Annotated in this window: 19 protein-coding genes and 1 tRNA gene; 8 read left to right on the top strand and 12 right to left on the bottom strand. The window is 59.3% G+C overall.

Translation table 11 applies throughout. From position 1 onward, the window contains the following. Positions 1-214: 214 nt before the first annotated feature. Genes RAH40_RS22105 through RAH40_RS22095 form a run of 3 tightly spaced genes read left to right on the top strand, consistent with a single transcriptional unit; the run spans position 215 to position 2689 of the window. Positions 215-1141 carry a UbiA-like polyprenyltransferase gene (locus RAH40_RS22105; RefSeq protein WP_306599803.1) on the top strand — a complete coding sequence of 309 codons (927 nt, stop codon included), beginning with the start codon at positions 215-217 and terminating at the stop codon, positions 1139-1141. Positions 1142-1198: 57 nt separating this feature from the next. Then, positions 1199-2143 carry a M23 family metallopeptidase gene (locus RAH40_RS22100; protein ID WP_306599802.1) on the top strand — a complete coding sequence of 315 codons (945 nt, stop codon included), beginning with the start codon at positions 1199-1201 and terminating at the stop codon, positions 2141-2143. 15 nt (positions 2144-2158) lie between these two features. Continuing rightward, the gene (locus RAH40_RS22095) at positions 2159-2689 is read left to right on the top strand and encodes a polymer-forming cytoskeletal protein (protein WP_306599801.1); all 531 of its coding nucleotides are present in this window, start codon (positions 2159-2161) and stop codon (positions 2687-2689) included. A 67-nt stretch (positions 2690-2756) separates the two neighbouring features. Here the strand turns inward: RAH40_RS22095 and RAH40_RS22090 are convergent, their stop codons facing one another. After that, positions 2757-5099 carry a pentapeptide repeat-containing protein gene (locus tag RAH40_RS22090; RefSeq protein WP_306599800.1) on the bottom strand — a complete coding sequence of 781 codons (2343 nt, stop codon included), beginning with the start codon at positions 5097-5099 and terminating at the stop codon, positions 2757-2759. Positions 5100-5495: 396 nt separating this feature from the next. Between RAH40_RS22090 and RAH40_RS22085 the strand changes: the two genes are divergently transcribed. The 5 genes from RAH40_RS22085 to RAH40_RS22065 all read left to right on the top strand — a co-directional run bounded on the left by RAH40_RS22085 (position 5496) and on the right by RAH40_RS22065 (position 10408). After that, a tRNA-Arg gene (locus RAH40_RS22085) sits at positions 5496-5572 on the top strand. Between the two features lie 1192 nt (positions 5573-6764). Further along, a complete protein-coding gene (locus tag RAH40_RS22080) occupies positions 6765-7067 on the top strand; it encodes a hypothetical protein (RefSeq protein WP_306599799.1) in 303 nt (100 codons plus the stop codon). A gap of 116 nt (positions 7068-7183) precedes the next feature. Beyond that, the gene (locus tag RAH40_RS22075; RefSeq protein WP_306599798.1) at positions 7184-8593 is read left to right on the top strand and encodes a hypothetical protein; all 1410 of its coding nucleotides are present in this window, start codon (positions 7184-7186) and stop codon (positions 8591-8593) included. An 822-nt stretch (positions 8594-9415) separates the two neighbouring features. After that, on the top strand, positions 9416-9898 hold the full coding sequence (locus tag RAH40_RS22070; protein ID WP_306599797.1) for a hypothetical protein: 483 nt from the start codon (positions 9416-9418) through the stop codon (positions 9896-9898). Between the two features lie 120 nt (positions 9899-10018). After that, positions 10019-10408: a hypothetical protein gene (locus RAH40_RS22065; protein WP_306599796.1), complete on the top strand. Its 390-nt coding sequence runs from the start codon at positions 10019-10021 to the stop codon at positions 10406-10408. A 165-nt stretch (positions 10409-10573) separates the two neighbouring features. Here the strand turns inward: RAH40_RS22065 and RAH40_RS22060 are convergent, their stop codons facing one another. From RAH40_RS22060 to RAH40_RS22015, 11 genes are all read right to left on the bottom strand, one after another. Beyond that, positions 10574-11617, bottom strand: coding sequence for a RelA/SpoT domain-containing protein (locus RAH40_RS22060; protein WP_306599795.1), 1044 nt, complete (start codon positions 11615-11617; stop codon positions 10574-10576). A 104-nt stretch (positions 11618-11721) separates the two neighbouring features. Continuing rightward, entirely contained in the window at positions 11722-12114 is a 393-nt protein-coding gene (locus RAH40_RS22055; protein WP_306599794.1) for a hypothetical protein, read from the bottom strand. Between the two features lie 13 nt (positions 12115-12127). Next, a complete protein-coding gene (locus tag RAH40_RS22050) occupies positions 12128-12382 on the bottom strand; it encodes a hypothetical protein (RefSeq protein ID WP_306599793.1) in 255 nt (84 codons plus the stop codon). A 482-nt stretch (positions 12383-12864) separates the two neighbouring features. After that, complete coding sequence (locus RAH40_RS22045) at positions 12865-13773, bottom strand: hypothetical protein (protein ID WP_306599791.1); 909 nt, start codon at positions 13771-13773, stop codon at positions 12865-12867. 815 nt (positions 13774-14588) lie between these two features. Beyond that, positions 14589-16061: a DUF4139 domain-containing protein gene (locus tag RAH40_RS22040; RefSeq protein ID WP_306599790.1), complete on the bottom strand. Its 1473-nt coding sequence runs from the start codon at positions 16059-16061 to the stop codon at positions 14589-14591. 603 nt (positions 16062-16664) lie between these two features. Then, complete coding sequence (locus RAH40_RS22035) at positions 16665-17666, bottom strand: DUF4424 family protein (RefSeq protein ID WP_306599789.1); 1002 nt, start codon at positions 17664-17666, stop codon at positions 16665-16667. A gap of 221 nt (positions 17667-17887) precedes the next feature. Beyond that, complete coding sequence (locus RAH40_RS23125) at positions 17888-18097, bottom strand: zinc ribbon domain-containing protein (RefSeq protein WP_373432593.1); 210 nt, start codon at positions 18095-18097, stop codon at positions 17888-17890. 309 nt (positions 18098-18406) lie between these two features. Next, positions 18407-18859: a transposase gene (locus RAH40_RS22030; RefSeq protein WP_306599788.1), complete on the bottom strand. Its 453-nt coding sequence runs from the start codon at positions 18857-18859 to the stop codon at positions 18407-18409. Further along, entirely contained in the window at positions 18856-19242 is a 387-nt protein-coding gene (locus RAH40_RS22025) for a transposase (RefSeq protein ID WP_306599787.1), read from the bottom strand. The genes RAH40_RS22030 and RAH40_RS22025 overlap by 4 nt, the downstream gene beginning before the upstream one ends. Next, positions 19220-19531, bottom strand: coding sequence for a transposase zinc-binding domain-containing protein (locus RAH40_RS22020; protein WP_306599786.1), 312 nt, complete (start codon positions 19529-19531; stop codon positions 19220-19222). The genes RAH40_RS22025 and RAH40_RS22020 overlap by 23 nt, the downstream gene beginning before the upstream one ends. Positions 19532-19534: 3 nt before the next feature. Next, positions 19535-20377 carry a tyrosine-type recombinase/integrase gene (locus RAH40_RS22015; protein WP_306598614.1) on the bottom strand — a complete coding sequence of 281 codons (843 nt, stop codon included), beginning with the start codon at positions 20375-20377 and terminating at the stop codon, positions 19535-19537. Positions 20378-20420: the final 43 nt, after the last annotated feature.

The raw sequence follows: 20420 nt of genomic DNA, 5'->3' as shown, positions 1-20420 counted from the left end.
AGCAAAAGCAGGATTACCGGTTTCAAGGCTGCCTCCTGAACATCCAGGGGGTGGACCGGGACCCAGTCCACTCGGATCGGTTATGGGGTTTAGGTACCAGGATGCCACATTTCGCCCCGCCTTCCCCCCAAGGTTCCCGAAGGGACCCGGGCCCGTGGAGGAATCGTCGCGCCGGGGCGAGACACCGGCCCCGAATCGCTGGATCATGTATCCAATGGAAACGTCCCCCGATCCCCTCCCCCCGCAGCCGCCCCCCCCCGCCCAGGCCCGGTCATCCTTCGGCCAGGTTGCGGAACTGCTCGACATGATCAAGTTCGAGCACACCGTCTTCGCCCTCCCCTTCGCCCTCCTGGGCGGCCTGGCCACCTACCGCGGCACGCCGCCCCTGGAAAAGGTCCTCCTCATCCTCCTGGCCATGGTGGGCGCCCGCACGGCCGCCATGACCTTCAACCGCCTGGCGGACGAGGACCTGGACGCCGAGAACCCCCGCACCGCCTCCCGGGCCCTGCCGGCCGGACGGGTGACCCGGGCCGGCGCCTACGCCCTCCTGGGGACCGCCATCATCGTTCTCTGCCTGGCGGCAGGCCGGCTCGGCCCCCTGCCCTGGAAGCTGGTGCCCGTGGCCCTGCTCATCACCCTGGGCTACTCCTTCTGCAAGCGGTTCACGGCCTTCGCCCACGTGGTCCTGGGGCTGAGCCTCGCCGGCGCGCCCCTGGGAGCCTGGATCGCGGTGAACGGGTCGGTGGACGAACCCGTGGTGTACCTGGCCCTGGGCGTCCTCACCTGGACCGCGGGGTTCGACATCATCTACGCCCTCCAGGACCTGGACTTCGACCGGGGCCGCGGCCTCCATTCCGTGCCCAGCCGCCTGGGGCCGGGCCGGTCCCTGGCCCTGTCGCGGCTCCTGCACCTGGTGGCCATGGCCTCCTGGGCCGTCTTCAACGTCCAGATGGAGGCCCACGTGCTGCCCTGGCTGGGCTGGTGCATCGTGGGCGGCATCCTCCTGCGCGAGCAGTGGGTGGTGCGCGGAGCGCGCCTCGACCGCATCGACCACGCATTCTTCACACTCAACAGTCTGGTGGGCCTCATCTTTTTCACCGGGTACGCCGCGGAGTGGTTCATCGGCAGGGCGATGCCCTGACCCGCCCGGGAAACCGCGCTCGACATGGGCCTGGAACCCAAGTAGGGTAAGAGTTCTATGACGAAAAAGACCGTCCAGCGCAGGGGTCTGAGACTGAGCCGGCCCGATTCGGAGCAGTTCCTGACGGTCATGTTCGTCTTCGCCCACCGCACCTTCCGGTGGTCCCTGGAGCGCCGCATCCTCGTGCGCATCCTGGCCACCGTGGCGGGCATCTGGGCCGTGGCCATGATCGGGGCCTCGTACGGCCTCTGGGCCACCAAGAGGCTCATGAGCTTCACCCAGCTGCAGCGGGAGACCTACACCCAGAAGGAGCAGCTGCGGGAGAGCCTCAACCAGGCCCAGGCCCTGGACGACGAGATCACCACCCTGCGAAAGCAGATGTCCGACCTCCTGAAGCTCCTGGATCCCAAGAACCCCACCCCCACCATCCAGCCCGCCCCCGGCGCCCCCAAGGCCGCCCCCAGCAGCCAGAAGCTCAGCGAGCTCCGCCAGGACCTGGAGCGCACCTCCGCCCAGGCCCACATCCTGCGCGCCAAGATGGACCCCATCATCGACCGGTGGAACCACACGCCCTCCATCCCCCCCACCGCCGGCTACCTCAGCTCCGGGTTCGGCATCCGCCTGAGCCCCTTCTCCCGGGTCAACGAGCAGGGCGACGGCCTGCTCGGCTACCACTCCGGATTCGACATCACCAACGCCGAAGGCACCCCCATCCAGGCCACGGCCGATGGCGAAGTGGTGGAGGCGGGGTGGATGGACCGCTACGGCAACGGCGTGGTCATCGCCCACTCCAACCACGTCGAGACGCTCTACGCCCACATGAGCCGCGTGAGGGTGAAAAGGGGACAGAAGGTCTCCCGTGGGGATATCCTGGGGGACATGGGACGCACGGGTAACGCCACCGGCGTCCACCTTCACTACGAAGTGAGGCTCAACGGCAGGCCCGTGAATCCCCAGCCCTACATGCGCCTCCAGCGCGAATGGCTGAAGGGTCTGCGCTAAAGAGGAGAGTTCCCCATGTTCAGCGAGAAGAAGCGCCCCGAGCCCGCCCAGGCCGTCCACACGCTTCTGGGCAAAGGCACGCTCTGGAAGGGCGAAGTGGTGGCCGGCCAGAACAACCTGCGCATCGAAGGCACCGTGGAAGGCACCATCACCAGCGAAGGCGAAGTGACCATCGCCCCCAGCGGCATGGTGCGCGGCACCATCCTGGCCAAGCACCTCATCGTCACCGGCAAGGTCGAGGGCGTCTTCAAGATCGTCGAGTGCCTCGAGATCCACGGCACCGGCTGCGTCGAGGGCGAAGTGGAGCTGGGCTCCCTGGTGGTGGACGAGGGCGGCACCCTCCAGGGCACCTGCACCCGCCGCGGCGTGGCCAGGTCCACCAGCGCCGCCCCCGCCGCCGAGCCCGTCTCCGCGCTGCCCCTGCCCCCTCCCGGTCCCGGCCGCAGCCTCGAGCCCATCCCGGAGCGCCACCCCTTCCCCGCCGCCAACGGCGCCCCGGTGCCGGACCCCTTCGCCAAGGTCTTCGAGAACAAGACCAAGGCCTGAGCCGGACCGGCGCAACGAAAAGCCCCCGTTTCCGGGGGCTTTTCGTTGTCCGGCTGCGACCCCGGGGCTAGCGCTTGGCGCCGCTGAGGTTCGCGCCGTGCAGGTTGGTGTCGGTGAGATCGGTCTCGCGCAGGTCCGCGCCGCCCAGGTGGGCGCCGCTGAGCTTGGCCTGGGACAGGTTGGCCCGCACCAGGTTGGCCCCGCTGAGGTTGGTCCACACCAGGTTGGCCCCGCTGAGGTTGGCGCCGCTGAGGTTGGCGCCGTCCATGGCCGCGTCGATGAGGTTGCAGAAGCGCAGGTCCGCGTTGGCCAGGTTGGTGCCGCTGAGGTTGGCGCCGCTGAGGTTGGCCCGGTCCAGGTAGGCGTCCCGCAGCACGGTCTCGCGCAGGTCCGCGTTGGCCAGGTTCGCGCCGTCCAGGTTGGCGCCCTTGAGGTTGGTGCCCACCAGGGTGGTCTTGCGCAGGTCCACGCCGCGCAGGTCCGCCCACACCATGGAGGCGTTGGACAGGTTCGCGTTGAGGAGGTTGGCCTCGTTGAGGTTGGCCTGGTAGAGATCCGCGCCCGAGAGGTTGGCGCCGGTGAGGTTCGCGTTGCTGAGGTTGGTGCGGTACTCGCCCCAGGACTCGGTGGGCAGCGAGGCCAGCTTGGCGCCCTCCAGGTTGGCCCGCTCGAAGTTCACGCCCAGCAGGTTGGCCCCGCTGAAGTCCGCCTGGGAGAGGTCCGCGTCGGCCATGTTGGCGCCGCTGAGGATGGTGCCGATGGCGTGGGCGCCCCGGAGGATCGCGCCGTTGAGGTTCACGGAGGCCAGCTTGGCGCCGTCCAGGATGGCGTTGGTGAGGTCGGCGCCCTTCAGGTCGAAGCCGCTGAGGTCCACGCCGCTGAGGTTCACGCCCTTGAGGATCGCGCGGTCCAGCTGCGCGTCCTTGAGGTTGGCCCAGCTGAGGTTCGCGCCGCTCAGGTTGGCGCTGAGGATCACGCCCTGGAGATCGGTGGTGCTGAGGTTGGCGGTGGTGAGGTCCGCGCCGCAGAGGTTCGCGCTGCGCAGGTCGTCGCCGTGGAGGTCCGCGCCGGTGAGGTTGGTGCCGCCCAGCTGGGTCTCCTCCAGGTTCGCGCCCACCAGCACGGCGCCGGTCATGTTGGCGCCCTCCAGGTTGGCCGCGGAGAGGTCCGCGCCGGAGAGGTCGGCCCTGCGGAGGTCCCGCTCGCCCAGGTTCACGCGGCGGAGCTTGGCGCCCACGAGGATGGCCTCGCAGAGCACCGCGCCCTCGAGCATCGCGCCGCTGAGGCTGGCGCCCGTGAGGTTCGCGCCGGTGAGGTTCGCGCCCACGAAGCTGATCTCCCGCAGGTCGGCCCCGTTGAGGTCCGCGCCGTGGCAGTCCGCGCCGCTGAGCACCGCGCCCGCCAGGAGCGCCGAGGAGAGGTTGGCCCGCACCAGCATGGCGCCCGTGAGGTTCGCGCCCGAGAGGTCCGCCCCGTGCAGGTCCGCTTCGCTGAGCACCGCGCCTTCGAGCGTGGCGTGCCGCAGCACAGCCGCGCTGAGGTTCGCGCCCGAGAGGTTGCCCTGGTTGAGGTTGATCCCGCGCAGGTTGGTGCCCGAGAGATCCGCGCCGCTGAGGTTGGCGCCGGTGAGGTCGGGGATGTCGCCCTTGTCGTACTGCAGGATGTCCAGGAACCGCATCACCGCGCCCGACAGGTTCGACCCGCCCAGGTTCGCGCCGCGCAGGTTGGCCCGGCTCAGGTTCGCCTTGCCGAGATCGGCCGTGGTGAGGTTGGCCAGGTGGAGGTCCGCGTCCGTGAGGTCCGCGCCCGAGAGGTTCGCCCGCACCAGGCTCGCGCCGCCCAGCACCGCCGCCGTGAGGTTGGCCCCCACCAGCGTGGCCCCGTTGAGCGAAGCGCCCAGCAGCGCGGTCCGGGAAAGGTTCGCGCCCTCCAGGTTGGCCCCGTCCAGCACCGTCTGCCGCAGATCCGCGCCGCTGAGGTCGGCCCCGCGCAGATCCTTGCCCGAGAGGTCCACCCCGCTGAAGTTCACGCCCGCCAGGATCGCCCCCGTGAGCACCGCCCCGCGCATGTTCGGGATGGTCGTGGCGTCGTACTGGTGGATGTCGAAGAAGCTCAGATCGCACTTCGTGAGGTTCGCGCCGCTGAGGTTCACGCCCTTGAGCTGCGCCCGGCTGAGGTTCGCCCCCTCCAGATCCGCCTCGTCAAGGTTGGCCAGCCGCAGGTCCGCCCCCGCCAGGTCCGCCCCCCGCAGGATCGCCGAGTTCAGCACCGTCCCCGCCAGGTTCGCCTCCGACAGGTTGGCCCCCGACAGATCGAACCCACGCAAGTCCAGCCCGCTGAGGTCGGTACGCTGGAAGCTTTTCCCCGACTTGAGGATGAAGACCACTTCCTTACGTGTCAGCTCGCTCATTGAACTTCCTTTGCAGCATTTGGGTTTTCTTCAAACGTGGAACAAGCCGACGATTCACGCCATCACTACGCCTGCGCTGTATCAGTCTTGATTGTGGCCTGGATGGTCACCCGCAGGTGGCCCCATTTCAAGGCTCCCGACCACGGCAAACGCCAAAGTGGGCATGGCTTTGATCGGGATTAATGGAACTCCAGTCTACTCCCTGGTCAGGAATACCCACAACCAAGATTTGCCAAGCCGGATTTCCCCAACCCGCCCCACCCCACCCCGCCCAACCCCCCGCAGAATATGGAATCCCAGCCGCTCCCCCCAGCCACCCCGACCCTCCCCCTCCCGCCTCCCCCAGGATTTCGGGTGGAAATTCCCAAAGAACCCGATACACTGGAAAGCCACCGCGGTCCCGTAGCTCAGCTGGATAGAGCATCAGACTACGAATCTGAGGGTCGGGCGTTCGAATCGCTCCGGGACCACCACTCAAACCTCCTAAAGCCAACGCTTAGGAGGTTTTTTTTACGTCCAGCCGGGCTATCAAAGGTCCGCTACTTCGCCTCGAAGTTGTAGTTTCAGGATAGGCGAGGTGCAATAGAGGTGCAAGTCCTTGGGTCGATAAAACGCCCGTCATTATTGGTTTTCCGTCGAATTCAGTGACCAGAAATCGGGAAGGAAGTGCCAAGCCGGAGAGTCAGTGGTCAGCGAACATTCGTGACCACAGCGGGACCTCGGGACCTAACATGTTAGTAAAGTATTGATTTGCTTTATATCATCATGAGTCCAGTTGGACCCAAGGGGGCGGGGTTTAACTGCAATTCGCTTTCATCTGCCAGAACCCCACGGGTGGTCAATTTACGAATTGAAGGCTTGGAAGAAGCATCTCTGGATCCAGTCATAATGCGGTTCTTCGCTGATTCTTCCCTCGCCCGCACAAACTAAATCCTCTCCACCACTGCGATTGCTCTGAGAAGGGAATCCGATGAAGCGTCCTGCGCCCGTGCCCTCCCTCACAGAGGCGCGTCAAAATTGCCACCCTTTATGCCCTAGCTTGTCATGAGCGGTTTTGAACCTGTCTGACCTGCAATGGCGCACAGTGAATGGTCACACCAGCTTAAACGGTGAGATCGGGTCGCAACCTTGAGCAATCCTGGCACCGTCATGGAGGCTGCCTGTAGAGTCCACGCTGGCGAAGCCCTGTCGCGTGGAATTGCTCAGGAAGCCAATCGGCGTTGAACTGGCGACCTGCTCGGATGTCTTACATGTCATGGCGGTGCTGGTTGCCCCGAGCCGGGAATTTGATCGGCGGTTGTCAGAAGCTGTTTTACTGCCGCCAGAAGTGACCGGCGCTTCGGCGCGGAGGCTGAAGGTAATCATTCGTGGAGCCTATTCACGACCATGACCGCTATCCTCTCCACCCCCGCGCCAGCCAGCCGCCCACCACCAGGTTGCCCCTGTGGAGAGGGTCGTCATCCACCGTACGGCAACCCTGTTGGTAATCAGTAAGACAGCCACCCGGTTCGAGGTTCCCGCCTTCGCCCCCAAGTCGGCTGACCGCCCTCGCGGGTGATCCCGCGTATTCCTCCCTCAACCCTATCCAGCGAGTCCTATCCCAGGCTGACAGCCATGAGGACCGCCCCTTCATCAAGCCCACCGTCAAGGTGGCTAGGAGAACTTATGTTCAATGACAATTACCCGGACGCCGGGTACCCATACGACTTTGACGAGGCAGCTACCGAGGACACCTTTGATGCCAGGGTCACCTTCGTGATCCAGGAGAACGCTTCCTGGCTTCAGTCTGCCCCGCGCACTACCCAGGAGATTGCTGCCCACCTCTTCCCCATGGAGATCAGCCCAGAGGGACCGGACATCGACCTCCTCCTCACTATCGCCTCCACCATGTGGGATCAGGGCTATACGGGAGGCGCGAGGGACGAAGACGGGAACGAGTGGCAGTGGCTTGAAGTCAAGAGCGCCTGAGCGCAGCCATGGCTGGATCAAAAACCCGAAAGCAGCCACCAGTCCTCGACCCTTTCCGCCAAGCCCGGAGAGCCTACTTTGAATTTTGGTTGAAGGCAGGGTTCACCTTGCTCCGCTTGCACAAGATCAAGGAGGGCGGGGAATGCAACTGCTCCCCAAATTCCTCTTCCCGCCTGGATACCAATGCCAAGTGGACGGAATACAGGCTGAGCAAGACCATATTCCCCTGCAAGAACCCGGGCAAGCACATGGTCGGTTCCGCGAAACGCGCGGTCCTCTCCTCCATCGATAAGGTTGAGGACCATATGGACAATGGCGGCTCTGTGGGCATTTGCCTGAGAATCGATAGGCTGCCACCTGCGCCAATCCGGTTGGTCATCTTGGATCGGGACCGCCCTGGATCCTTGGAATGGCTCAGGGATAGGGGCATCAGCAGCCCCTTGGAGGTGATCGGCAAGCGGGGTGGTCATGACTACTTCGTACTGCCGGATTCCGCCCCGGATCTGAAAAGCGACACCTCGCGCTTGAACCCAGGAAAGAGCCACCCGACCACAGAGGAGAAGCCCGGCATCGACATCAAGACATCCGGGTTGGTGGTGGCTGCGTACAGCGTGAACAAGACGCTCTACTGGGAGGGGCGAGATATCTCCTGTGAGCCGGAAACGGTGGCACTGATCTTCGCCTCTCTGGACTCCATAAGAGCCAGTCTCCCGGAGTTCGATCCCAGGTCGATTTCGCCTGGAATGTCTGTCCATGTGCCTGCGGCTGAGGATGAGGAAGCCCAGGGCAACTTTTCAGAGGACGATTTTGACCGTCAGGTTGAACCACAGGAACGCCTAGACGCATACCGCCCCAGTGCTGAAACGATCAGCGGTCCCCTCATGGGCGTCAGATACTCCGCACGGAAGGACGACGCCAGGATGTTCATTCGGAAGACGGAGCCAGGAATCACCGGGCAAAAGGCGTCAGCCAATCATTTTCGCGTGATGGCGTCAATGCTGCGCCACTACTGGCTTTCTGAGGTTGACACTTTCAAGTACATGCGGCGGTATTATGCGTCCAGATGCCTGGACGAGAACGGCAACGTGAACCGTATCTCGGATCGGGAAATCGCCCGGCTCATCTTGAGTGCCAGAGGGAAGGACATCTCTGATCCAATTGGGCGCTGGGACAAATCCGAATTCCACGGAACCACGCCTGAAATCATCATCCGGAATCTCGTGAAGCGGGGCGCCCGAAAGCGCGACAAGCGTCGGCTGCGGCAGCATAGGACAAAGATATTCAAAGAATCGACCATTGAAGCCTTCTTGCGGTCCAGTGGGTCGCCCTTCAATGCTGGCGTCTCTGTGCCGCACCCTGAACTCCTAGCGCGATGCAACGCCTGGATCCATGAACACTTCAAGGGGGAGACGGTCACAGGGAAGCGGCTCTCCATGGTCCTCGATCGACTCCACTTCCAGACATTCCAGGACAGGATCGGCGGTAAGCGAGTTGTGATGGTCGAGCCGATGAGGGTAGAGCCGTGACATCGATTGGGTGCCCCGTTCAAGATTGGCGGAGAGGGAATGTGTGGATGACTCTATATTCCCACCACCCACACTCCACGTTGAACCCCCGCAGCCGCGCACGTTGGAGTAACGCCCGGGTGGCTCACTCATTCTCGGCTACAACTCTACGGCAGCGGCTACCAAGGTGGAGGCGATCAACGATCCAAGTTGGGTGGTAATCAATATAGAAGGACAGCACTGCCCCTTCAGTCAGCCACCAAGGCTGCCTATGCCATCCAGCCAACCCTGACGCAGTTCTCTTCGAGCCAGGCGGAAGCTGCGTCCAAAACCTCTACTCCTCCCCATCCATTCAAAGGAGCCACATGAACTCAACTCAAGCACTTGTCCGGCGCACTCGCGTTCCATGGGCTTATCGCCTTCCTTCGGCGATGCGTCTTCTTCACACCTCAACCGCTGCCCAGAATCTCAAATCCCGGATCATCAGGCAAATGTTCGTCGCCGGGATCCTTCCTATCCTGAAGGGTGACGTGAGGATTGAGGATGTGGTCACTCCGCCTGGAGGGTGGAGCCGCCTCCTTGGAACGCACCCATCCTTCTACAGCCTTCCAATAGAGGACCAGATTCATATCGCACTCTGGGGGAAAAGGATTCCTGCCTAACAGCCCCCACCATCCCGCAGAGCAGTTCCCGAGGGCATTCCGCCCTCATCACAACCTTTCCGGCTTGTTCAATCAAATTCCTATTCAGGCTACTCCCGGCACTTCCAAAGGAGAAGCCATGTGCTTCACAGCCACACGGGATCAAATCCCAGAATCATCGACTCACCTACAGGATGGGGGCGTGGACCGCGCCCTTGGAGATCTCGTCCGCATCCTCTCCACCATTGATCTGCCTCGCGATCATATCCACATGATCGCCGCCTTCGATTTCTTGGAATGGTTCCATGACCGCTTCCACTTACCGCCGGGCGCGTGTTCTGCAAAAGCCTTTGGTGACGGGCTGGCATTTGCCATCCGGCTTGGGCTGGTAAGGATAAAGAAGGTCGCCCGTACTCGGGAGAAGATCACCACCTACACTGGCATTGACGTGACCACCCTGGATGCAGCCCATAATCGGTGGAAGGGATCATGTGGACCGTCCCATGCCATGGATGAGGTAGCAGTTCTTCCATCCCTTGTGTCGGACTTGCCAGATGTCCCATGGGATGTTGAAGGCGGCACCGACACCGCGCCCGTTGATTACCTCGCCGCAGTCATGGAGCGCATGGAATTGAACAAACTCGAATCCTGCGTTGGAGGCGTGGATGAGGACGATTCCTTCTGATCGCGGACTCGATCTCAAGTTCAAGAAAGGCAAGGCGTAGACTGTGACCGAGTTGGATGGCGACCCTGTTGAACTCGGCTCCCAGTTTCCTGAAGATTGATCCACCAGGAGACTCAAGCAATGCAGAAGTTGACCAGCGCCCAGTTCAAGCAAAAGAGCCAGATCCAGGCTTCCTTATCCGAGGTGACCGACGAAATCCGCAAGGAGGTCGAAGCCATCAACTCCTACCTTGAGGCTGCCAGCGAGCGAATGGAGAATCTGGTAGAACGCCACAACGGGCTAGTGGGAGAAGCCAATTCCTTCATCGAGTCGGTCCATGAGGGGCAGGAAGCGTATTACGAGAGCCGGTCTGAGAACTGGCAGGACGGCGACAAGGGCGGCATTTATCAGGATTGGATGGATGCCTGGGCTGAGGAACTTGAAGCCATTGGAGTCGAGGTTCCAGAACAGATGGACGAACCCGACCTGTTCGCTTCCGACACGTTCACGGATCTTCCTCCCCTGCCCTAAACGTCAGACCAAAGGACCCTAAACGCCCGGGCTTCCACCTGGGCATTTCAATTAAGGAAATCAAGGACCGCAAACACTTGCTACGTTCATTTTTAGCAGGCTATTAGTTATTCACCGGCATATTTCAATGGAAACCACAGCGTCCTTCATTTCAATTCTAGACGTTTAGGAAAGTAGTTTGGGAATCCGCGCCAACGCTGAAATGAATTGGCGTGAATCCAGGAAATAATTAGGGTAAGCCCTGCGAAGCGAATCTACAGTGTCGGTAGCAACCAGCACTGTTTGAATATCTTCTCCGCTTAATGATGCAGAGAATTCTGCTTGTGCATAAGCTTCATTGGCTTCTGACAATCTCCTAACGCCATAGGATTGGACCTTGACCATCTTTGTCGTGGCATTTAATATGATTAGATGATAATTGCCTGAAGTTTTTCCTGAAATTATGGCATTAGCCGCAATGGCAAAAGCTTGAAGATTTCGCTTAACATCTAAATCTCGTTCAAGTCCGATACAGGTTTGAGCAATTCTATTTGGCGTCCATTTTGAAAATTCATCAAGAATAGGAGTTTTCTCTAGCAAGGAGAAAGCAGCACTCACGACTTTAAAGTAAAATAGCCATTCTGTTGACCCAACGCTAGATTTTAGTGCTTGGTTGAGAAAAGTCCCTATGATTTCAACGGCAGTTGCCCATGCGTGCTGCAAACGGGTGCGGATTTGCAATTCTAAATGAAGACCATTGTATGTAGATAGTGTAGGATTATTATATTTATAAATAAGATGAACACTTCGATAACCTGATTTGGGTGGGTGTTCAATGTAATCATCAACATCAATCAGTTCATGCGTCAACGATCCATCTGAATACTTATCCTGAAGTTTCCTGACCTGAGATATCGTATCGACCACGGCTCTTAAACCACCAATATCCTGCATTCGTGCTAATTGCATCCCATGAATTAACCTGAGTTTTGCTTCCATTGATGGAATACGTTTGAGTCGCTGTGCAACCAAAGCACCGTCACAAATTTTCTTCACTCGACCACGTAGCGTGGCTTGGAATGTATTCACCGGGTAGGCATGACAGGAGCGCCAATGTGCGATAATGGCAATTGCCTGAACCCTTGCTTCCTGGGAAGAGTGTCCATCAATTAACACTTTACCGGCGCGGTTGATTGCTTTATTCGATGCCGCTGGAATAGCGAATGCCATAGGTCCCCGCCGAGAAGGCAAATGATTGAACCCAAAGACCCTTGTAATGAAGCATGGGCTGAAGAAGACGTTGCGGAAGGATTAGACAAATGAATCGCAAGAAGCTATTGATCATGTGGTTCCCACTGAACAACTACGTTTCCTTTGATCGCATGAACCTGGAGAGTCTTCAGGTTCAGTGAGTATTCGCACCCACTTTCGTTCGTGATAATTAGGCATCCATTCTCGGTTTTTATTCCGGTGATGAAAGACCACTGTGCGTCTTCTTCAACCGCTGGATCAATTCTGACTGTGTAGATTTGACGCCGCCAAAGGACAGTACCGGATTTGATGTCTGTTGCCACGACCAGTCCCATCAGCATTGCGTGAGGTACGGTGAACTCCACACCTTTAGCCCGGACGGGATGGACTGGCTTTGGCGGAAGGCGCTTCGCATATGCCGGGGATGCGGCAAGAACGAGTCCAAGGGTAAGTGCGGCAATCTGAATGGTCCTCATGTTGGTGTTCCAATCATTTGAGGGTGCTACCCGGTGGAATTGCGAGGCTGGAAAGGAATAGGTTATCTACCTCGGATGTCTCCTTCACCGAAATCTGAATATCGCCTAACCCAGAAGCTTCCTTGTAGTCGGACGAAATGTGGAAATGCTGATCGTGGTCCCCCAGTAATTCCTGGAGTTGGGAAATGAGTTCCTGAATCTCTTGAGGACTCACTGATAGCCGGATGCCAAACCATCCGTTGTTCCAATCTTCAATTTCGGAATGCATCTATACTCTCCGATCAATCACCGCTCTCGTTTGTACTCACCTTGTATGTCGAAGCCATAATGAAACACGCTAGTTTCCATCGTACGGGTTCGCAGTCCATACCACTTAAGAACCATAAGGTCTTTTGAACATGCGCTCCTGAGGAGTCTCCCGATGGGTTCCCTGGTATCCATCATGTCCCAGGGAAGAGAAGCGCCGCCTCGACCAAGGTCAATTGGTTTAACTAGGTATATTTCTACTGCATGGGAGTCGTCATCCATTGAAGGTCCAAAGCGGACTTGGACATGAATTTGATTCGATTCGATGGTGAGGTCAGCCAGATTACCCGATCTGGGAATTTCAAATCCCCAGCCATACCCACATGCTGGTTGCCAGTGACCTCTGAAATGATCAAGTGCAGGGACTTTGAGCGTCTGGGAATATGCCACGGTAACGAGCGTGAGAAGCAGGGATGAACGGATGAGAGGTTTCATTGTTTTGGTTTACCTGGGCTTTGTCCCATTGTGGAGGCGGGTTGAGTAGGGCTTGAATGAAGCGGGATCGGAGACATCCCAATAAACAATCTCGCCCGTGGGCTTAAGGACTGCAAATCGATCCAGGAGATTTGATTCAGTCCGAACCCCACAGCATGATCCGTCATATCGGACTGCGAACAAGAAATAGCCAATCGTTTCCTCTTCTAGGTCTGCCATAAGGCATTTGGATGGAACAGAGGGGTAGAGTTTATCGCGCCGAACAGCGGCAAGGACCTTCGCAGCGGCATGGTTTACGGTACTGCTGAGGGTCTGTTCCCCACTCGTAGGAGGTGCTCCTTCGCGGGGTCCTACGACCGTCCCTACGTTCATCTGTTCCAGATCCAAGGTGGCAACCTGGGTCTTAAGATTGAGGACGCAGAACCAGGAATCAACATAGTGGTCCATATCCTCATGCCCTGTCAGAGAGATCAGGAGTGCATTTGAGTCATTGGACCATTCTCTTGGGACTGCATAGATATGGCTCAAGCCTTTTGGGTAGGGAACCCGCTGGGTTCGTCTCAAGAGCCTCCAGGGGGCATTCCATGTATCGACCTTCCTTTCTTTAAACTTCAACCCGCCCTCCCTGTGGAACAAACGGATCTCGGTCCCATCGCTGCCATAGTTGTCACTCATGGCGATCCACTGCTCATCTGGGCTGAAAAGAAGTTGAGCATTCCGGACATAGGAACAGAGGACTTCCCGTTTCTCTGGCTTTTCTGGATCGAAAAGGTAAACAGTCCGGGGAGTATCAGGGTCGATGAAAAATGATTCCGCCTTCAATTTCCCCGAAGGGGAGAACCATGAGTCAAAGGGTTTCGAGTCTGGGGCAGCGACCAGGTAGAAGGAGAATATGAAGGCGGCGAGGGGACGAAGCACGGTGGCTTCTCCTATGGCTGGGGTCGGTTCCAATAGGTGGGAAGTTCACTTCTCAGGAACTCGAAAATAATTGATCTGTTGCCCACGACCAAGATGAGCGACAGAACAACCCATCCGCCAAAGCTGAGGGTGCTTGGAGTATATCGACATAGAGCGGAGCCAGTAAGCCACCCGTCCTTGGCTGCCAGGAGGACGCAGTAATCAAACGAATAAAGTGCTCCAAGGCATAGCAGTAGAGGCGATATGGCTGCTGCGATTGATCGGTTTCCGATCACTGCCCAGGCAAGGAGGAACCCTAGGAACCACACGGGTGTCAAATGCGGGATACAGCCTAAACAAAGTCCAATGGCAACGGCGGGGACTGGTAATCGGGAGTCCTGCGCCAACAGTCGTTTGCTCAAAAAGAACCCGACGATGCACAGGATCGCGACCAATGGCTCTATTTCTTGACCATTGACCACGCCCCGAAAAAGAGTCTTCTGCCCAGCGTGATTCAATCCAAATGGCTGAGCTTCCACCATCAGCCAGTCGTATCCTTTCTGGAACCATGAAGAATTTATTGCAATGAGGAGCCACGCTCCCTTCACTAGATCTAGCGAATATGCCATTGCCTGAATTGGTCGACAGTGCTTATTCTTCAGGACCCAGGGGGAATTCGCCAGAACCTGAAAACTTAAGAACCCTGCGGTTAAAGACCCAAGGGACCAGGAAAGAAACTGGAGAAGTAGGTGTTGGTTCACGCTAAATCCACAAAGGCGGAGTCAAACAGGGCTTTCGAAGTATGAATAGTGAACGCCAACGGGAGTCGTGTCACGTTATCGAGCAGAGATAGTCTTCACGCGGTATTGCAGGGTTGCCTTGCTATTTGCTTGAACCTGAACCTGGAATCCCAAAGTATGCGCCTGCTCCTTCACGCCAGGGAGACTGCTGCTCAATAGTTCCCACTGCCCTTGGATGTCAACCTGGACGTGAACTTGGTTCGCTTGGTTCTTTTGGTTTGATATTACGATTTCGACCGCACGCTCCTCCACAGACCTCTTTGTGGATTCGGATTCATTGATCTTGTGATCTGTGATGCGGCACTTAGCGGTCAGATCCGTGACCAATCCCAAACTCAACCGCACTTCGCTACCAGCAGAGGATTCAGCCAGTTGGTCCTCCCCAAGGAGACGTAAGATACCCGAATCGTCTCCTTGATAAAGGCGGATGATCCCACCTGGAAGCTGCCGCCCGAGGTGTTGTGCCGCTTCATTCTGGAATAGGAGGTTCGCCTCGACAGAGATGGGCTGCCCCTCAATTACTTGTGTATCTTCTTCGTCGAGGAACAGGTTTCGGAAGAGTCTGTACTCCTTGCGTACCTTGATGCCATGGACTTCGAGAAACGGCACTTGAACGGACTGCTGAGGGAGTAGGTCCAATTTCCCTGGGATAGGGTATACCTTGCGTTCGCCAGCGTTCATGCTGCTGGGGAGGGTTCCTCCAGCGAATTGCATTAACCCAGGCGGGGGAGGCGGAGGAGGCGGCGCATCATATTGCATGACCTTGTCCCTGGAACGCGCGTCTGGCTGCATCGGCACATCCCCTGCAAGAAGGTCAACCTTTGCTTGGTTGAACTGGGTCTTCGTGCCATTGAGGATCGTTGCCCATGCGGTCAAGTCGATCATTTTCTCAGTTGGGTTGATGATCACCGAGTATGTCGGTGTCCACTGAAAATCCGAACTGATGTATGCGATAGAAAACTCCCGCTTCCCACCCACTGGAGTGGTCAATGCCACTTCCATTCTTGGAGAGGCAGGGACTTCGGGGGGAAGTCCGGGAATGAGGATTCGTTTCGCAGAGGAAGCACCAAGAACTTCCACCCGGTCCGGGTACTGCAATACGGCACTCTCCCCCTCAAATGAAAGCAGGGTCGCCTGTTCAATGGTGTCGACACCCCCGAGCGTGCTTGCCACTTTGACCCGCTTGCCCTCGAAGCGACCGAGGAGTTGCTGGGCGGTCGGGCGGGTGAACAGAAAAGATTGCCGCACGACACCTGTTGAACTACCCAGATCGGGATTCTGAATTTGCAAAGTCGTAGGGATGAGGCTCGACGCCAAGTCCTCAATGTGAAGCAAGACTTCGCCCTTGGGCAGAGTTACAGTGCGATTCTCCTGAATGAACGCCCGTCCGTTCTGATAAAGGGTGAGCCGGACCTGGTTCCTGTCGCTCCGTGTAGTGACCACTGGGGGTGCCTGGGCAACCAATGAGAGGGATACGAATGTGGCAAGGGGATTTAGAATCAGTCGCATAGGGTCCTCGACATTAAAGGGGGAAATGAAATACCCAGGATTCGGAGGCTTTCCACCCAGTCTGGCACCATTAAGAGGTGCTTGAGCGGTCAAGTATTTGTGTCGCCAGAGGCGGGTTAGGGCTTTACCAAAAGGTCTGTCTAGCAGGGGAAGTGCTGGGAAGGGTTCGAATCGGGCGTCAGGCAGACCAGCAGTAGAGAGGGGTGCCAGTGACACCATGGGCACCTAGGGTTGAAGCCGTGGCTCCCCAGAAGCAGTAGAAGGCAGCATCTTCGGGGCGGTATACAAGCCAGTAACCCGCTTTGTGCGCCAGACAGTAGCCTGCCAGTTCAGCGCCCTCATCGTGCCCCTCGAATCCTGGCGGCATCACCTTGGCATTGACCAGGAAGGGGTCACAGAGGCTCTCACGGATGCTGGAGCGTAACCCACCGTAGTAAGCCATCGGCGTCCACCCCAGCGTGCACATAGACGCCTGCCGTGTCACCAAACCACGCCTCCAGGATGCTCAAAAGTTCCTCGCGCAGGGTCATGACTTCCTCTTTGGTAGAGACGGTTTTGGGCTTTTCCAGTAGGTGGGTAGAGGGTGCTAGACCGCCTCCATGGTCAGGGCTGGAGGAAGTAGACTGTCAGTTCCTTTGTGGGCGTGAAGTCCGTCTTCCTAGCCCGGAAGGTATTGGCACCTGTCTTCTCGACCGGACCATCCCAGCAGAACGTGATGAGTTCGCCAGGGTTACGCTCCACAGTCAACTCGAAGTCCAGGATGGGAGTCTTCCAGGTATTCGCGGTCGTCAGGATGTAGCGGACCCACTCAGCACTCAGGGACTCCTGGTTGGCATACAGTCCGTCCGGGTGCTGTTTGTGGTTGGCGGCAACGGCTCTCTTGAAGGACTGGATGAATCCACCGTCCGGGCAGGCTGGGTCGGCATTCTCGTTATGCCAACCCTTGATGGGTGCCTGGAGTGTCGGGAGGCTCAGTGCAGCTGAGCCACCACAGACTGGGGTGTATTCGTGGGCGATCTTCATCACCCCCTGCGCCGGAAAGGTCTGGGTCCAGTGATAGGTCTTCCTGACCGACCACTGGGCTTCGACATCATCCTCGGCGTTGATGGCACCCAAGGCAATCAGTCGTTGCTTCTGGCTACGAGAGCACTCACGGATTTGTGATCGAAAAGGAAGCCGGGCGTCCTTGGGCTCCTCGAACCCGGCAAAGGTCGCAACATCCAGCTTCATGGACTCCAGTTCGGGGGTGATCTCGCGCCCATTCACGTAGGCTCTCGCCTCTACCTTGTGGGAGAGGGGCTTGTCGTCCACCCATACCTTGAAGTCATCGAAGGGCGCCCAGCCGTACCCGAGGTCAAGGTGGTATTCCGGGATCGGAAAGGCGATCTCAGTGGTCACAGCCTCCGGGGACTCGTTCCTGAACTCGTATTCGACCCGCACCTTCTTCTTGCTGATAAAAAGGCGTTCCTTGACCATGGCGACCCGCCGCTCTTGCTTGAGCCGGATGCCACCCTGGGCGACCTCAGCGGCGCCATCGTTCCCCAGGAGGGCACCAGGCACGAGAAATGGGAGGCATAGCGCTAGGGCGAAGGTTTTGACCAGCAAAGGGTCTCCATGGGGGTTGGGATGATGGATTGAGTATAGCTGAAGGCAATCCTCTCTCCCGTAGACCATGAAACCAGCCACTTTCCAAAGACATTACTTAAGCACCATGGCTGCTATGTCATTCCTGGTCACCCTATCTAGGCACCACGAGGGCACACAATCTATCCTTGGACCCCTACTCCTTCTTCCTGCACCACCAAGCGCAAGTGGGGACTGGCTGCCTACCTTGATTCACTCCGATCCCTTCTCCCGCCATTGAGGGATTCTAAGGCGTCCAAATAGGTGACCAGGAGTTTTTCGTCGCTGTGACCATCCCTATGGTGATGCGTTTGGCACCCGGAGCAGATCCATTTCCGTACCCGAAGGTCAGTAAGGTCGGGATTGATTGCGTGGCAGACCCTGCACTCAATAGTCGAGTAGGCTGGGTTAATTAATAGTCAGTAAATCGGGTTCGCGGAACCCAGGCCTTCGGCTGGGTCGGTGCGATGACGCGCAACCCGATTTACGGTCTTGAACAAGCCCGGAGCGGCAGGGGCCGGCGCGACTGGGCTGCTATGGGCAAATCGAGCTTGGCAGGCCGCCTGAGGATGGTGGAAACGCCTTGGCCATCGTCTCCCTGACCTTCGATTTCACGCTCTGTTCTGGCCGCGATGGTTCCGCTCCTGTCCATGAGCAGACCCTCTCCAGCCCACCGTGGTGGCAGGTTGCGGCGCGAGAAAGCCTGGTCGTTGTGGGGACGGTCAGCATGGGGCGTCAACTTCGGGAGGTGCCCGGGGGGCGGTGGGATCCAGGCGGACCCGGTGGAGCATGCCGCCGCAGACAGGGCAGGCGCGCATCTCTTGCTCCAGCCATGTCACCGGGGATGGAGTTGCCTTGACCTTGGTCTCGCCCAGGGCCTGCCGGGCCTGGTCCAACAGACCTCCGGGCTGGGCGGCGGCGTAGAGGCCGGCGTGGCGGATTTTTCGGAAGCCCGGGGGGAGGACGTGCTGGACCAGGCGGTGGAGGAATTCCGGCGGCTCCAGGGTCGCGGTGAGGCCGTGCTTGGTGCGAAAGGTCACCTGGTCGTCCGTGACATCCACCAACCGGGAATTGGCGATGCCCACCCGGTGGGTATAGCGCCCGAGGTAATGGAGCACGTGGCCGGACTTGCGGAACGGCTTCTTGACGTAGGCGATCCAGCGCTTCTCTTTCACTGTGCGATCAACTGGGCGTAGGCGGCCACGGTACGTTCCGGGAACTTGCCCCCATCCCGGGCGGCCCCCAGGGCGGCCAGGACCTTGCCGCGGAACACGTCGCCCAGCATCTTCAGGGGAAACAGGTAGCGGTGCTTGAGCCGGATGAAACGGCCGCCATCCAGGCTCAGGCCGCCGGTGCTGACCAGCGCGTGGACATGGGGGTGGAAGGCCAGTTCCCGGGTCCAGGTATGCAGGATCAGAGTCAGGCCAAAGGTCAGGCCCTTGCGGGTCCTGCCCAGCTCCAGAAGCGTATCGGCCACGGCGCGCAGCATGGCTTGGTAGACCTCGGCCGGGTGGAGCCGGGCCAGAGCCCGCAGTTCAGCCGGCAGGGTGAACACCACGTGGAAGTGGCCAATGGCCAGGATCCGTCGACTGCGCGCGGGCGATCCACTTCTCCTGGGCCAGGGCCTGGCACTTCGGGCAGTGCCGGTCCCGGCAGGAGTTGTAGGCGATCCGCTCATAGTCGCCGTGCTCGCAGACCAGCTTGTGGCCGCCGAGGGCGGCGGTGCGGCAACGACTGATCGCGGTCAGCACCTTCTTCTGTCCCGGGGCAAGGCGATGCCTGGCCTCCAGGGCGGGGCGGTGCCTGCGGACGATCTCGCCGATGTCGAACCGGGGCCGGGGCCCCACGCCTCAATCCGGCAGGTCTTCCAACGGGCTGCGGATGGCAGCAACCTGGCTTGGTGCGACCTGGGTGTAGATCTGAGTGGACCGGATGCTGCCGTGGCCCAGGACAACCTGGATCCGGCGCAGGTCCTCCCCGTTCTCCAGCAGATGGGTGGCGAAGGCGTGGCGGAGCATGTGCGGACCCACGATCTTGCCGATGCCGGAGGCGGCTGCCGCGCACAACAGGGCCCGGCGCGCCGTCTCAGGGCAGATGGGGTTGCCCAACTTGGAGGCGAACAACCAGGGCTTCGGCGGCTGCTCGTGCTTGTAGTAGGTCCGCAGCAACCCGTAGAGCTTGCCGTCCATGGGCACCATCCGCTCCTTGCCACCCTTGCCATGGCGGACATGGATGACCTTCTGCATGGCATCAATATCACGGGTTTCCAGCAGGCTGGCCTCATTGATACGCAAGCCGGTGGCATAGATCAGGGTGAAGAACATGCGGTACTTGGCGGTCGTGAACCCGTCCAGGAGCCGCTGGATCTCAGGCCGGCCGAGGATCGAGGGCAGGTGCGCCTTGGCCTTGGGGATGGTGATCCAGGCCACCTTCTCCGGCTGGCCCAGTGTCCTTGAATAGAGAAATTTCAGGGCCGAGTAATGCTGCCCAAGCCGGGACGCCCCGACCGCCTGGCCGCGGAGATGGTCAACCCAGCGCCGAATCGCCTCCTGGCTCGCATCCGGCAGGTCCTGGCCGAGGAACTCCTCGAAACGCCGGGCCGAAGCGACATACAACTCGATGGTTCTTTCCGCCCGGCCCGCCATTCGGAGATCGCCGGAAAATCTGGACAGAGATACACTATCTGCACGCATGCAGTTCCTCCTTGGTTATGGGGACGGTGCTGACACACCGCCA

Source organism: Geothrix sp. 21YS21S-2, from assembly GCF_030846775.1.
In the GTDB taxonomy this organism is placed as follows: Bacteria; Acidobacteriota; Holophagae; order Holophagales; family Holophagaceae; genus Mesoterricola.
The sequence above is the reverse complement of the archived record's forward strand: the minus strand, read 5'-3'. Positions and strand labels throughout refer to the sequence as shown.